The sequence below is a fragment of the Planosporangium thailandense genome, from assembly GCF_011947195.1.
In the GTDB taxonomy this organism is placed as follows: domain Bacteria; phylum Actinomycetota; class Actinomycetes; order Mycobacteriales; family Micromonosporaceae; genus Planosporangium; species Planosporangium thailandense.
This window is the reverse complement of the sequence record NZ_JAATVY010000004.1, coordinates 51,817-65,735: the sequence shown is the minus strand read 5'-3', so window position 1 is coordinate 65,735 and position 13,919 is coordinate 51,817. Positions and strand designations below refer to the sequence as shown.

The 13,919-nt window shown below is 72.5% G+C and carries 10 protein-coding genes; 3 read left to right on the top strand and 7 right to left on the bottom strand.

Annotation, left to right across the window (positions count from 1 at the left end; genetic code table 11):
• Positions 1 to 42: 42 nt before the first annotated feature.
• Positions 43 to 642 carry a GNAT family N-acetyltransferase gene (locus HC031_RS07960; protein ID WP_240942245.1) on the bottom strand — a complete coding sequence of 200 codons (600 nt, stop codon included), beginning with the start codon at positions 640 to 642 and terminating at the stop codon, positions 43 to 45.
• 29 nt (positions 643 to 671) lie between these two features.
• Between HC031_RS07960 and HC031_RS07955 the strand changes: the two genes are divergently transcribed.
• Positions 672 to 3,275 carry a penicillin acylase family protein gene (locus HC031_RS07955; protein WP_420813612.1) on the top strand — a complete coding sequence of 868 codons (2,604 nt, stop codon included), beginning with the start codon at positions 672 to 674 and terminating at the stop codon, positions 3,273 to 3,275.
• Positions 3,276 to 3,328: 53 nt separating this feature from the next.
• Here the strand turns inward: HC031_RS07955 and HC031_RS07950 are convergent, their stop codons facing one another.
• The 6 genes from HC031_RS07950 to glnA form a co-directional block, all read right to left on the bottom strand.
• Positions 3,329 to 3,829 carry a hemerythrin domain-containing protein gene (locus HC031_RS07950; protein ID WP_167924568.1) on the bottom strand — a complete coding sequence of 167 codons (501 nt, stop codon included), beginning with the start codon at positions 3,827 to 3,829 and terminating at the stop codon, positions 3,329 to 3,331.
• A gap of 84 nt (positions 3,830 to 3,913) precedes the next feature.
• Complete coding sequence (locus HC031_RS07945; protein ID WP_167924567.1) at positions 3,914 to 5,479, bottom strand: hypothetical protein; 1,566 nt, start codon at positions 5,477 to 5,479, stop codon at positions 3,914 to 3,916.
• Positions 5,469 to 8,390 (bottom strand): bifunctional [glutamine synthetase] adenylyltransferase/[glutamine synthetase]-adenylyl-L-tyrosine phosphorylase, encoded by a 2,922-nt coding sequence (locus HC031_RS07940; RefSeq protein WP_167924566.1) that lies wholly within the window; start codon positions 8,388 to 8,390, stop codon positions 5,469 to 5,471. The genes HC031_RS07945 and HC031_RS07940 overlap by 11 nt, the downstream gene beginning before the upstream one ends.
• A gap of 31 nt (positions 8,391 to 8,421) precedes the next feature.
• Complete coding sequence (locus HC031_RS07935; protein WP_338090535.1) at positions 8,422 to 9,231, bottom strand: type 1 glutamine amidotransferase; 810 nt, start codon at positions 9,229 to 9,231, stop codon at positions 8,422 to 8,424.
• 45 nt (positions 9,232 to 9,276) lie between these two features.
• On the bottom strand, positions 9,277 to 9,669 hold the full coding sequence (locus tag HC031_RS07930) for a VOC family protein (protein ID WP_167924564.1): 393 nt from the start codon (positions 9,667 to 9,669) through the stop codon (positions 9,277 to 9,279).
• 28 nt (positions 9,670 to 9,697) lie between these two features.
• Positions 9,698 to 11,050, bottom strand: a complete 1,353-nt coding sequence (gene glnA / locus HC031_RS07925; protein ID WP_167924563.1) for a type I glutamate--ammonia ligase — start codon at positions 11,048 to 11,050, stop codon at positions 9,698 to 9,700.
• Between the two features lie 157 nt (positions 11,051 to 11,207).
• Between glnA and HC031_RS07920 the strand changes: the two genes are divergently transcribed.
• Positions 11,208 to 12,962 (top strand): NAD+ synthase, encoded by a 1,755-nt coding sequence (locus HC031_RS07920; RefSeq protein WP_167924562.1) that lies wholly within the window; start codon positions 11,208 to 11,210, stop codon positions 12,960 to 12,962.
• Positions 12,963 to 13,077: 115 nt separating this feature from the next.
• Entirely contained in the window at positions 13,078 to 13,917 is an 840-nt protein-coding gene (gene panB, locus HC031_RS07915) for a 3-methyl-2-oxobutanoate hydroxymethyltransferase (protein ID WP_167924561.1), read from the top strand.
• Positions 13,918 to 13,919 lie beyond the last annotated feature (2 nt).

The window sequence follows — 13,919 nt, the reverse complement described above, 5'->3', positions numbered from 1 at the left end:
AAGACCGGGTCCGCCACCGCGGCGGGCCCGGTCTTGGCCGTTTCAGGGCCGGACCCACTCCCGGCACAGCAGGGCGTACCGGTACTCGCTCGTCCACTCGCCCTTGAACCACTCGGACTCGACGAAGTGCGCCTCCCTGCGCATCCCGACCCGCTCCAGCAGCGCGGCCGAGCGGGTGTTGCGGACGTCACAGCCGGCCACGACCCGGTGTACGCCGCGCTCGTCGAAGAAGTACGCCAGCAGCCGGCAGATCGCCTCGGTGGCCAGCCCCCGTCCCTGGTGCTCCCGCGCCAGGCTGAAGCCGATCTCCACAATCCGCGGATCCGCCGCGTCGGGACGCATTCCGCAGTCCCCGATGAGCACGCCGCCTTCCCGGGGGGCGATCGCCACCTGGAACCACTCCCCCGGCGTCCAGGGATCGCGGTCGGCCAACGCCTCGATGAACCGCTGTGCGGAGGCCAGCGGATACGGGGCCGTCCACCCCTGGTACCGCGCGACGTCCGGATCGGAGCGGTAGGCCGAGAACGCCTCGGCGTCCCCGGCCCGGAAGCCGCGGATCTCCAGCCGCGGCGTGAGCAGGCTCGGGAAATCGGCGGGGAGCGCAGCATCGACCACGCCGGTCATCTTGCCTGCACCGGGCAAATGGCGCCGCTCCTTTAGAGTCCTGCGATGTGAATGATGTCCATGTTCCGCGCCGTCGACGCCGCTGGCTGCGCGTCCTGGTCGGCACCCTGATCGGGCTGCTCGTCGTCGCGGTCGTCGGAGCCGGTGTCGGCGTCTGGACCGTACGGCGGTCCTTCGCGCAGTACGACGGCGTGGCGCGGCTGGGAGGGCTGTCCGCCCCGGTCACGGTGTACCGCGACGACCACGGGGTGCCGCAGATCTACGCCCACACCGCCGAGGACCTGTACCGGGCGCAGGGCTACGTGCACGCCCAGGAGCGGTTCTGGGAGATGGACTTCCACCGGCACGTCACCGCCGGGCGGCTGTCCGAACTGTTCGGCTCCGACCAGGTCGCCACCGACACGTACCTGCGCACGATGGGCTGGCGCCGGGTGGCGCGGCAGGAGTGGGACCTGCTGTCCCCGGACAGCCGCACGTACCTCACGGCGTACGCCGACGGCGTCAACGCCTGGCTGCGCGACCACAACGGCAGCCGGGCGAGCCTGGAGTACGCCGTCCTGGGCCTGCGCAACAGCGAGTACCCCATCGAGCCGTGGACCCCCGTCGACAGCCTGGCCTGGCTGAAGGCCATGGCCTGGGACCTGCGCGGCAACATGTCGGACGAGATCGATCGGGCCGCGCTGCTCGGCGCCGGGCTGACCCGCGCCCAAGTGGAGCAGTTGTACCCGGCCTACCCGTTCGACCGGAACACGACGATCGTCGCGGGCGGGACGGTCGCGGCGGGGACGTTCACCGCGAGCGGCGCGAGCGCGGCGGCCACCGGGGCCGGCGGCGGGGTCGGCGTACCGGTCGCTCCGGCCGATTACCACGCCGCCCCGCTCGACGCGGTGAGCCGGGACCTGGCGCGCATACCCACGCTGCTCGGCACGAACGGCACCGGCATCGGCTCCAACTCGTGGGTCATCGCCGGCTCGCGGACCGCGACCGGCAAGCCGATCCTCGCCAACGACCCGCACCTCGGTCCGAGCGCGCCGTCGGTCTGGTTCCAGATCGGACTGCACTGCGACTGCGGCCTGCAGGTCGAGGGATTCAGCTTCTCCGGGCTGCCCGGCGTGGTCATCGGGCACAACGACCGCATCGCGTGGGGCTTCACCAACCTGGGGCCGGACGTCACCGACCTGTACCTGGAGAAGGTCGACGGCGACCGGTACCTCGTCGACGGGCAGTGGCGGGACCTGTCCACCCGCAAGGAGACGATCAAGGTCGCGGGCGGCAAGCCGGTCACGATCACCGTGCGTACCGGCAAGGACGGGCCGCTCCTGTCGGACGCGTCGGCGGAACTGCGCGGCATCGGCGCCGCCGCACCGGTCGACGCGCACGGCGAGCCCACCGGCACCGCCACGAAGCAGACCCCGGCGTACGCGGTCGCGCTGCGCTGGACGGCCCTCGATCCCGGCCGCACGGCCGACGCCCTGTTCGCCCTCGACGCGGCGCACAACTGGTCGGAGTTCCGGAAGGCGGCGTCGCAGTTCGACGTCCCGGCACAGAACCTGATCTACGCCGACGTGGACGGCAACATCGGATACCAGTCGCCCGGCCGCATCCCCGTCCGAGGCAAGGGCGACGGGCGCTGGCCGGCAGCCGGCTGGGACTCCAGCTACGAGTGGAAGAGCTTCATCCCCTTCGACGCGCTGCCCAGCGTGTACAACCCGGCAGCCGGCTACATCGTGACCGCCAACCAGGCCGTCATCGGGCCGTCGTACCCGTACCTGCTGACCGACGACTGGGCCTACGGTTACCGGGCCGGGCGGATCAAGGAGATGATCGACGGCGCCGGTAAGAAGGTCAGCGTCGCCGACGTCACCCGGATGCAGTTGGACGCCCGCAACGGGATGGCGCCCACGCTCGTACCCCTGCTGTTGGAGGCACGGGTGACCGGCGCGGCGGCGAAGGCGCAGGCGCTGCTGCGGGGCTGGGACTTCCAGCAGCCGGCCGACGGCGCGCCCGGCTCGGCACAGGGACGCAGCTCAGCGGCGGCGGCGTACTACAACGCGGTCTGGCGCCACCTGCTGTCGCGGCTGTTCGACGAACTGCCCGCCGACCAGCGGCCGGACGGCAACGACCGGTGGTTCGAGGTGGTACGCGGACTGATCGACGACCCCTCGTCCGCGTGGTGGGCGAGTAACGGGAAGCCGACGACCCGCGAGGAGGTCGTGGCGGCGGCGATGCGCGACGCGGCCGACGAGCTGTCGAGCCGGCTCGGCGCCGATCCGGCCGGCTGGCGCTGGGGCGCGCTGCACCGGCTCACGGTCCGCAACCAGACCTTCGGCACGTCGGGGATCGCACCGGTCGAGTGGCTGTTCAACGTCGGCCCGGTGCGTACGTCCGGCGGAAGCTCCCTCGTAGACGCGACCGGCTGGAACGCCCCCGACGGGTACGACGTCATCTGGGTACCGTCGATGCGCATGGCCGTCGACCTGTCCGATCTGAACAGCTCCCGCTGGGTGCAGCTGTTGGGGCAGTCGGGGCACGCGTTCAGCCCGCACTACTCCGATCAGTTGGAGCTGTGGCGCACCGGAAAGACGCTTCCGATGCGCTGGGACCGCGCCACCATCGAGCGCGAGTCACGCCACAAGCTCGTCCTCCAGTGATCCTGAAGGATTTTCCGTGCTGGGACACGGAAAATCCTTCAGGATCATGAGGACTAGGAGATCACCGCGTCGACGGCCTTCTTCAGCGCGCTCGGCTGGGACGGCCGGCGGGGAGCGTCGTCGCGCTTGGCGATCATCGCCTCACCCAGCTGCTGGAGCTCCTTGCGCCCCAGGGCCTCGCGGACCTTAGGGAACCAGTCCTGCTCCTCCTCATCGATGTGGTGCGTCACACTCTCGATGAGGACGGTCGTCTTCGCGTCGAAGCGCTCGTCGGTCGGCTCCATACCGGCCAGCTCCATGCACAGCACGTCCGCGACGTGGTGCTCCTCGTACGACTCGAGCACGTCGTCGGTGAGGTCCGGGATGGCGTTGCGGACGGCGGGGTACATGACCTCGTTCTCGAGGTAGGTGTGGACCGTCAGCTCCTCGACGATCTGATCGACGAGCTTCCCGCGGGTGGTCCGCGCGCCCTTGCTGGACTGCTGGAACTCCTTGAACAGCCGGCGGATCCTCTTGTGGTCTTCCTTCAGTATCACGATGGCGTCGGTCGACATCGGGCCTCCTCACCCCAGGTTGGACCCGGCTCTCTTGCCCCGACATCGAGCCGACGAAACCCGTCGCGCCACCGACCGGACCGGTCAGCAGCGCGGTCCCGGCCGCAGCGCGCTGGTCAGCCGGTACCGTCCCGGGCGGCTGACCCGCACCGTCGTCCAGCCGTCGGCCGCCGGGGCGAGACAGGCACCCGGCCCGTCCACGCTCAACCAGCCCGACCAGCGCACCCGGACCTTGACATCACCGGGACGATCCGTGGCCAGCGTCACCCCGTCCTGCGCCGACGCCACCAGGCGCCCGGGAGCGTCGACCAGCGGGGCCGGGTCGACGACGGCGTACAGCCGCCAGGTCTGGTCGCTCCACACCTCCCGCAGGTAGGGCGGGTCCGACGCGACCAGGGCGGCCTCCTTCTGCCCGTACGTGTCGGGGTCGCTGTCGACGGCCAGCGCCACGTAGCTGACGGCGTTGCCGCGCAGCCAGTCGGCGTACGCGCCGGAGTCGAGCGTCAGGCGGTAGAACAGCGGGTTGCGGTCGACGTCGGACTGGCGTTCCCAGCCACGGGCCAGCGGGACGTGCGCCGCGACGTACACCGTCTCCCAGTGGTCCTGCAGCGGCACCACCTCGACCCGCCCGACCGGCGCGCGCCGGGCCAACTCGTCGAGCAGCGGCTGGTAGAAGCCTGGGTGCGCCTCCGGCGAACCGGTCCGCCTCAGGTCCGAGATGACGACCGGGGACTGCCACCACACGAGCGCGACGAGCGCCGCGGCCAGCCACCGCCGATCCAGCGTGGCGAACGCGGCGATGACCGGCAGCGCGAACAGCATCGGCAGCCGCAGCGCGTTCGAACCGATCGGGGTGGGCACGTAGGACGCCGCGACGAGCAGCGCGACGGTGAGGACCGCACCGAACCGCAGAGCGCGCTGGCGGGCCGGCACCATCGCGAACGCCACCGCCGTCAGCGCGACGTTGACCCGCATCGAGTCGGCGGTGAACGGCTGCACGCCGCCGTTGCCGAACAGCACCGTCATCGGTAACAGCGCCGCCACCGGCGCCAGGCACAGCACGAGGCTCTCGGCGAGCCGCCCGTCGGACCGCCACCGGCCGTCTTTGCGGACCAGCCCGGCGAGCAGCAGGGCGCCACCGGCAAGGCCGCTGAACAGGCCCGCGAGGGGGCTCGCCCAGGTGGCGAGCGCCGCGCACACCGCGGCGAGGACCAGGCGTACGACCCGCCCGGGCCGGGACGCCGACACCGCGCACAGGGCGAGCAGGCCGAACGCCGTGCCCACGGCGAAGGTGGTACGGCCGCTGACCAGGTTGGCCACCAGCACGAGCGCGCCGAGCACGCCGCCGAGCATCGGTCGGTGGGCGCGCCAGCGGTCCAGCAGGTACGCGAAGGCCACGGCCGACACGACGGCCGCGACCGCGCCTAACGTCCGTACCCCGACCAGCGCGCCGAGCGGCGCGGTGAGCAGGCTGTAGCCGAACTGACGCTGGCCGCCGTACCAGCCGAAGTCGATCGGCGCGAGGCCGTGGCGGGTAACGAAGCCGGCCCGCGCCACCTGCGCCGACAGGTCGGTACCCATCGCCGGCGCCAGGAGATAGATGATCGAGAAGACCAGCGCCGTGGCGCCGGCGGTCAACCTAACCCGCATCGAAGACCCGTTCCACCGCCTGCCGTGCCCGCCGTGCCGTCCGCAGATACTCCTCGAGGAACTCCTGGGGGTCCTCGACCGTCGTGTCACCGAGCACCGAGACGACGCCGGCGAGGTCGACGCCGTGGCGCGGCAGTTGGTCGACCGGCCGGCCGCGGACGAGCGTCAGCGCGTTGCGCACCCGGCTGGCCAGGCGCCACCCCGCGGCCAGCGCGGCGGCGTCACCGGCGTCGATCAGCCGCGCGTCGGTGGCGGCGGACAGCGCTTCGAGGGTACGGGTGGTCCGCAACCCCGCGACGTCGTGTCCGTGCCGCAACTGCAGCAGCTGGACGGTCCACTCCACGTCGGCGAGCCCGCCCCGGCCGAGCTTGGTGTGGGTCGCCGGGTCGGCGCCGCGCGGCAGCCGCTCGCTGTCGACCCGCGCCTTGATCCGGCGGATCTCGGTCACCTGTTCCCGCGACAGCCCGCCGGCCGGGTAGCGCACGGAGTCGGCCAGGCGCAGGAACCGCGCGCCGAGGTCGGGGTCGCCGGCCACGAACCGGGCACGCAGCAGCGCCTGGGACTCCCACACCTTCGACCACCGGGCGTAGTAGCGGCGGTAGGCGTCGAGGCTGCGTACCAGCGGGCCCTGCCGCCCTTCCGGCCGCAGGCCGGCGTCGACGCCGAGCGGCGGGTCGGGGCACGGCATGGACAGCAGCCGGCGCAGCTCCTCGGCGACGGCGTGGGCGGCCGCGCTGGCGGCGTCGTCGGGCGTGCCGGCCGGTGGCTCGTACACGAACAGCACGTCGGCGTCGGACGGGTAACTCATCTCGGCGCTGCCGAGCCGGCCCATGCCGATGATCGTGATCGGCACACCGGCCGGGTTCGCGATCGCGAGCGCCGCGGCGAGGGTGGCGTCGGTCACGCCGGCGAGCGCCTCCCCCACCGCGGTGACGTCGAGCAGGCCGAGCAGGTCGGCGCAGGCGACCCGGAACAGCTCGCGGCGGCGCAGCGCGCGTACGGCCGCGATCGCCTGCTCCGGGTCGGCGTGGCGGGCGGCGGCGGCCAGGAAGCCGTCGCAGAGCGCTTCGGTCGAGCGGGGCGCCAGCTCGGTGTCGTCGGCCAGCAGCCGCAGCGCCTCGGGGTCGTGGCTGAGCAGGTCGGTCGCGTAGCGCGACAGCCCGAGCAGCCGGGCCAGCCGCATCGCGACCGGCCCCTCGTCGCGCAGCAGCCGCAGGTACCACGGCGTGCTGCCGAGCTTCTCCGACACCTGCCGGTACGCCAGCAGGCCCCGGTCCGGCTCGGGCGCGTCGGCGAACTCGCTGAGCAGTACCGGCAGCAGCTGGCGCTGGATCAGCGCGGTGCGCGACACCCCGCCGGTGAGGGCCTGGATGTGGCGCAGCGCCCCGGCCGGGTCGGCGAAACCGAGCGCCTTCAGCCGGGCCCCGGCCGCCTCGGGCGTCAGCCGCAGCTCGTCCGACGGCACCCGGGCCACCGCCTCCAGCAGCGGCCGGTAGAGCAGCTTGGCGTGCAGGCGGCGGACGTCACCGGCGTGGCGGGTCCAGTCGGCGTGGAACGCCTCGACCGCGTCGCGCCGGGGGCCGCTGGTGTAGCCGAGGGCGTGGGCGAGCCAGCGCAGCGCCGCCGGGTCGTCGGGCACGGTGTGGGTACGCCGCAGCTTCTGCAGCTGCAGCCGGTGTTCGACGGTACGCAGGAACCGGTACGCCTTGCCGAGCGCCTCGCCGTCGGCCCGGCCCACGTAGCCGCCGTCGGTGAGCGCCCGCAGCGCCTCCAAGGTGGACGGTGAGCGCAGCGACTCGTCGACGCGGCCGTGCACGAGCTGCAGAAGCTGCACCGCGAACTCGATGTCGCGCAGGCCACCGGGACCACGCTTGATCTCGCGGTCCAGCTCGTCCCGGGGTACGGCGTCGACGATGCGCCGGCGCATCGCCCGTACCTCGTCGACGGCTTCCGGCCGTTCGGCGGCGTGCCAGATCAGCGGCTGGAGTTCGGCCAGCCACCGCTCGCCGAGCGCGCGGTCGCCGGCGGCCGGGCGCGCCTTGAGCAGCGCCTGGAACTCCCAGGTCTTCGCCCACTTGCGGTAGTAGGCCAGGTGCGAGGCGAGGGTACGCGCGAGCGGCCCCCGGTTGCCCTCCGGCCGCAGGGCCGCATCGACCGGCCAGGCCACCAGCCCGCAGATGTGGATCATCCGGCTGGCCAGGTCCGCCGCCGCGCGCAGCGCCTCGTCGGTGTCGCCGTCGTCGCCCGCGGGCTCCGCGACGAACACCACGTCGACGTCGCTGACGTAGTTGAGCTCCCGGCCGCCGCACTTGCCCATCGCGATGACGGCGAGCCGGCAGGCCTTCGCCTGCGCGGGCTGCTCGGCCGCCGCGATGGCGAGCGCGGCCTGCAGGGTCGCGTCGGCCAGCGCCGACAGGTCACCCATGGTCTGCTCCAGGTCGACCCCGTCGGTCAGGTCCGCGGCGACGATCCGCAGCAGACTGCGCCGGTACTCGCGGCGCAGCGCCGGTACGTCCGACGCGTCGCCGGCGATGGGGGCGACCGGCTCGGTCTCGCCGAACACCCGCCACTCCCCCGGGTTGGCGACGAGGTAGTCGCCGAGGCTGGCCGACGTGCCCAGGACCCGGATCAGCCGCTCCCGCAGCGGCGCGTCGGACAGCGCGGCGTCGAGGACCGCGGGCTGGCCGGCCCGCCGTTCGGCCTCGACCATCCGCTCCAACTGCAGCAGCGCCAGGTCGGGGTCGGCCGCCCGCGCGAAGGAGTCCAGCAGCGCCTCGGCGCCGTCGACCGGCAGGTGGTCGGGGTCGGACCATACCCCGAGGCCCTGCGGCCCCAGCAGTTCCCGGGCCCGGGCGCCGTCGGCGAAGCCGCAGCGCGCCAACCGCGCCGCCACGCTCGCCGGTCGCGTCATGACGCCCACCTACTCGCGCGCTGCTCCACCGTCATGCGCCGAGCAGCGGAAGGTGCCGGGAATTCGCAGCCCCCGGCCCGGTCAGCGCCAGCGACGCGAACCGCAGCGCGAACGGCCGCCAGACGTCGGCGACGTCGTCCAGCACGGCGTCGAAAGCCTCCAGCAGCTCGATCGGGTCCTGGCCGAGGTCGGCCAGCACGTCGAGGCCGTCGGAGGTCCACTTCGCGAGCATCTCGATGTCGCATTCGATGTGGAATTGCAGGCCCCAGGCCGCGTCGCCGAGGCGGAACGCCTGATGCGGGTAGTTGGTGGAGGCGGCGAGCAGCACGGCGCCGGCCGGCAGCTCGGTGATCTCGTCGACGTGCCACTGGAACACGTCCGGCGCGAACGGCACATCGGCGAAGAGCGGATCGCGGTCGGCGAGGTCGCGGCGGGCGACCAGCCGGGCGCCGATCTCCGGGCCGGCCGGGCTGCGCTCGACCGTGCCGGCGTGGGCGACCGCGAGCAGCTGCGCGCCCAGGCACACCGCGAGGGTCGGCACCCGCTCCCGTACCGCCTTGCGCAGTAGCCGGTCCAGCGCGGGGAACCACGGCGCGTCGCGCTCGCCGTCCGGGCCGGGGTAGGCGTCCTGCTCGCCGCCGAGCACGACCAGCCCCGCGTACCCGTCCAGGGTGTCGGGCAGCGCCTCCCCCGCGTGGGCGCGCAGGACGACCAGCTCCAGCCCGCCCTCGGTCAGCCAGTCGCCCAGCCGGCAGACGTCGTCGGTCGGGTCGTTCTCGACGACCAGGCACCGGCGCCCCCGCGGTGCCGGTGCCCGGCGGTCCTCAACCTCGCTGCTCACACCCATGAGGCTAGCCGGTGGCCCGGCTCACCCCGGAGCGCCGTACTAGTACAGGCAGAACTCGTTACCTTCGGGGTCCTGCATGATCATCCGATGGGTGTCGCCGTCGGCGGCGGCGCGCCGCGCCACAGCGCCGAACGTCTCCAGCCGCGCGGCCTCCTCCTCGATCCGCTCCCGGCGGGTGTCGGCGGGCGTGCCCGCTCCACCGCCGACGTGCAGGTCGAGGTGGACCCGGTTCTTGCCGGCCTTGGGCTCGGGCACCTGCCGCAGGCAGATCGGCGGACCGGCGCCGGCCGGGTCGAGCACCGTACGGACGCGGTCGTCCTGTGTCGGCGCCTCGTCCGCCTCGTCCGCCTCGTACCCGAGCGCCAGCGCCCAGAACTCGGCCAGCTTGGCAGGGTCCGCGCAGTCGATCACCACCTGCACCTGCGTAGCCATGCCGTCGGTGTACCCGCAATCGAGCGGGCTACAGCATCGTCAGGTAGCGCTCCCGCTCGTACGGCGTCACGACGCGGCGGTACTCCTCCCACTCCGTGCGCTTGTTCTTGAGGAAGTAGTCGAACACGTGCTCGCCGAGGACCTCGGCGACCAGCTCGGAGCCGGCCATCACGTCGAGCGCCTCGGACAGGTTCTCCGGCAGCGCCTGGTACCCGGCGGCCCTGCGCTCGGCGTCCGACAGCGCCCACACGTCGTCCTCGGCGCCCGGCGGCAGCTCGTACCCCTCCTCGATGCCCTTCAGGCCGGCGCCGAGCAGGACCGCGTACGCCAGGTAGGGGTTGCAGGCCGAGTCCAGCGAGCGCACCTCGACCCGCGCGGAGTTGGGCTTGCCGTAGGCCGGCACCCGGACCAGGGCGCTGCGGTTGAGGTGCCCCCAGCACACGTACGCCGGCGACTCGGTGATCCGGTCGGGCAGGACCTGCGGGAACAGCCGCTTGTACGAGTTGACCCACTGGTTGGTGATCGCCGTGTACTCGCGGGCGTGTGTGAGCAGGCCGGCGATGAACCCCCGCCCCACCTTCGACAGCTTCATCGGGTCGCCCGGGTCGTGGAACACGTTCCGCTCGCCCTCGAACAGCGACAGGTGGGTGTGCATCCCGCTGCCCGGCTGGTCGGAGAACGGCTTGGGCATGAAGGTCGCGTGCACCCCGTGCGAGATCGCGACCTCTTTGATCACGTGGCGGAACGTCATGATGTTGTCGGCCGTGGCGAGGGCGTCGGCGTAGCGCAGGTCGATCTCCTGCTGACCGGGCGCGACCTCGTGGTGGCTGAACTCGACCGAGATGCCGATCCGCTCCAGCGACAGCACCGCCTGGCGGCGGAAGTCCCGCGCGGCGGCGTGGGTGGTGTTGTCGAAGTAGCCGCCGGTGTCGACCGGCCGCGGCACGCTGCCGTCGGCGGGCACGTTCTCCAGCAGGAAGAACTCGATCTCCGGGTGGGTGTAGAAGGTGAAGCCCTTCTCCGCGGCGCGCGACAGCGCCCGGCGCAGCACGTGCCGCGGGTCGGCCCACGCCGGCGAGCCGTCGGGGAGCAGGATGTCGCAGAACATCCGGGCGCTCTCGCCGCTGATCCCGCCCTCGAACGGGAAGACCTGGAACGTGGTTGGGTCGGGCATGGCCACCATGTCCGACTCGTGCACCCGGGCGAAGCCCTCGATGGCCGAGCCGTCGAAGCCGATCCCCTCCTCGAACGCCGCCTCGAGCTCGGCCGGCGCCACCGAGACGCTCTTGAGCGTGCCCAGCACGTCGGTAAACCACAGGCGCACGAACCGGATGTCGCGCTCCTCGAGGGTGCGCAAGACGAACTCCTGCTGACGGTCCATGGTGTTTCCCCTGGTCGAGTCGGCCATTCCGGGCAAAGTCTTGCCCGCCCTTGTTACGACCACGTTACGGCCACGCCTCGAGCCGCAGTATTCGCCCGGTATCGCCAGCGGGGAGGGGATCTCGCAGGCCCGTTACCGGCTGCGCGAAGATGGATAGATGCCGCAGCTCCGCATCGCTCTAGCCCAGGTGGACCCGACCGTCGGAGACTTCTCCGGAAACGCCGCGATCGTGCGGGAGCACACCCGCCGGGCCGCCGACACGGGCGCCCAGCTCGTCGCGTTCCCGGAGATGATGCTCACCGGGTACCCGGTCGAGGACCTGGTGTTCCGGGAGTCGTTCGTGGCCGCGTCCAGGACCGCCCTGCACCGGCTCGCCGCCGACCTCGCCGCCGACGGCCTCGGCGACGTCGCGGTGGTGGTCGGCTACCTCGACGCGGACGGGCCGGCGAAGCTCGGCGCCGACGCCGACCCCGGCCGGGGCCCGCGCAACGCGCTCGCCCTGCTGCACGGCGGGCAGGTCGTCACCACGTACTTCAAGCACCACCTGCCCAACTACGGCGTCTTCGACGAGGACCGGTACTTCATCCCCGGCGACACCCTGAAGATCGTGCGCATCGCCGGGGTGGACGTCGCGCTCACGGTCTGCGAAGACATCTGGCAGCCGGGCGGGCCGTTCGCGGTCGCCGGGCAGGCCGGCGTCGGGCTGGTCGTCAACATCAACAGCTCGCCGTACGAGCTGAACAAGGACGACGTCCGGCTGCCGCTGGTGCGGCGCCGGGCGGCCGAGGCGGACTCGGTCGTCGCGTACGTCAACGTGATCGGCGGCCAGGACGAGCTGGTCTTCGACGGCGACTCGATGGTCGTCGCGGCCGACGGCACGCTGCTGGCGCGGGCGCCCCAGTTCGCCGAGCACCTGCTCGTCCTCGATCTGGACCTGCCGGCGGCCACCAGCGACGCCGTGGGTGACTTCGGCGAGATGGCCGTCGAGCGCCTCGAACTGGCCGGCGACCTGCGGGCGCCGTCGGGCGCGCTGCTGCCGCCGACGGTCACCGAGCGACTGACCGACGAAGCCGAGGTGTGGCAGGCGCTCGTGCTCGGCCTGCGCGACTACGTCCGCAAGAACCGGTTCCCGTCGGTGGTGCTCGGGCTGTCCGGCGGCATCGACTCGTCGGTCGTCGCAGCGATCGCCTGCGACGCGATCGGCGCGGACAACGTCGCCGGAGTGTCGCTGCCCAGCACGTACTCCTCGGAGCACTCCCGCGACGACGCCGCCGACCTGGCCAAGCGCACCGGGCTGGACTACCGGGTCGTGCCGATCCAGCCGATGGTGGACGCGTTCAAGGCCAACATGTCGCTGTCGGGCGTGGCGGTGGAGAACCTCCAGGCGCGGGTACGCGGGGTGATCCTGATGGCGCTGTCCAACCAGGAAGGCCACCTGGTGCTCACCACCGGCAACAAGAGCGAGCTGGCGGTGGGGTACTCGACGCTCTACGGCGACTCGGTCGGCGGCTTCAACCCGATCAAGGACGTGTGGAAGACGATGGTGTGGCGGTTGGCGCAGTGGCGCAACGCCGAAGCGGCCCGGCGTGGCGAGACCCCGCCGATCCCGGAGAACTCCATCACCAAGCCGCCGAGCGCGGAGCTTCGCCCCGGCCAGCTCGACACCGACTCGCTGCCGGACTACGCCGTGCTCGACGCGATCCTGGCCGGCTACATCGACGGCGACCTCGGCCGTGACGGCCTGGTCCGGGCCGGCCACGACCCGGCGCTGGTCGACCGGGTCCTGCGCATGGTGGACCTGGCCGAGTACAAGCGCCGGCAGTCGGCGCCCGGACCGAAGATCAGCATCAAGGCGTTCGGCCGGGACCGGCGCCTGCCGATCACCAACCGCTTCCGGGAGGGAGCCAGCTGACGCCGCTGTGAAATTCCGCATCGGGCGTACGCGCGTGGACGGCATCGGTGCGACGATCGACCCGATAGCCCGGGGACCCGGCAAGCGGGCCTCGAGGAGCGTGAGGGAGACGACGATGTCCCAGCCTGAGGTGGCGTCGCTCTACGGCGGAGTCACCAACCGACGGGTACGCACGCGCGACCTGATCACCGCGAAGGACCGTGGCGAGAAGTGGGCCATGCTCACCAGCTACGACCAGTACACCGCTTCGATCTTCGACGAGGCCGGCATCCCGGTCCTGCTGGTCGGCGACTCCGCGGCCAACAACGTGTTCGGTTACGAGAGCACCCTGCCGATCACCGTCGACGAGATGCTCCCGCTCGTACGCGCGGTCGTCCGCGCCACGAAGCGCGCCCTCGTCGTCGCCGACCTGCCGTTCGGCTCGTACGAGGAGGGCCCGGCGCAGGCCCTGCGCACGGCGGTGCGGTTCATGAAGGAGGGCGGCGCCCACGCCGTCAAGCTCGAGGGCGGCCGCCGCTGCGCCGCGCAGATCGCCGCGCTGACCGGCGCGGGCATCCCGGTCATGGCGCACATCGGCTTCACCCCGCAGAGCGAGCACACCCTCGGCGGGTACCGGGTGCAGGGTCGCGGCGACGCCGGCGCCGACGTGCTGGCCGACGCGCACGCGGTGGCCGAGGCGGGCGCGTTCTCGGTGGTCCTGGAGATGGTGCCCGGCGAGGTCGCCAAGGAGATCACGCACGAGCTTCCCATCCCGACGATCGGGATCGGCGCCGGTCCGGACACCGATGCCCAGGTCCTGGTCTGGCAGGACATGGCGGGGCTGCGCACCGGCAAGGGTCCCCGCTTCGTCAAGCGGTACGCCGACCTGGCCGGGGTGCTGACCGACGCGGCCCGCCGCTACGCCGACGAGGTACGCGACGGCGCGTTCCCGGCGGCGGAGCACACGTTCCACTAGCT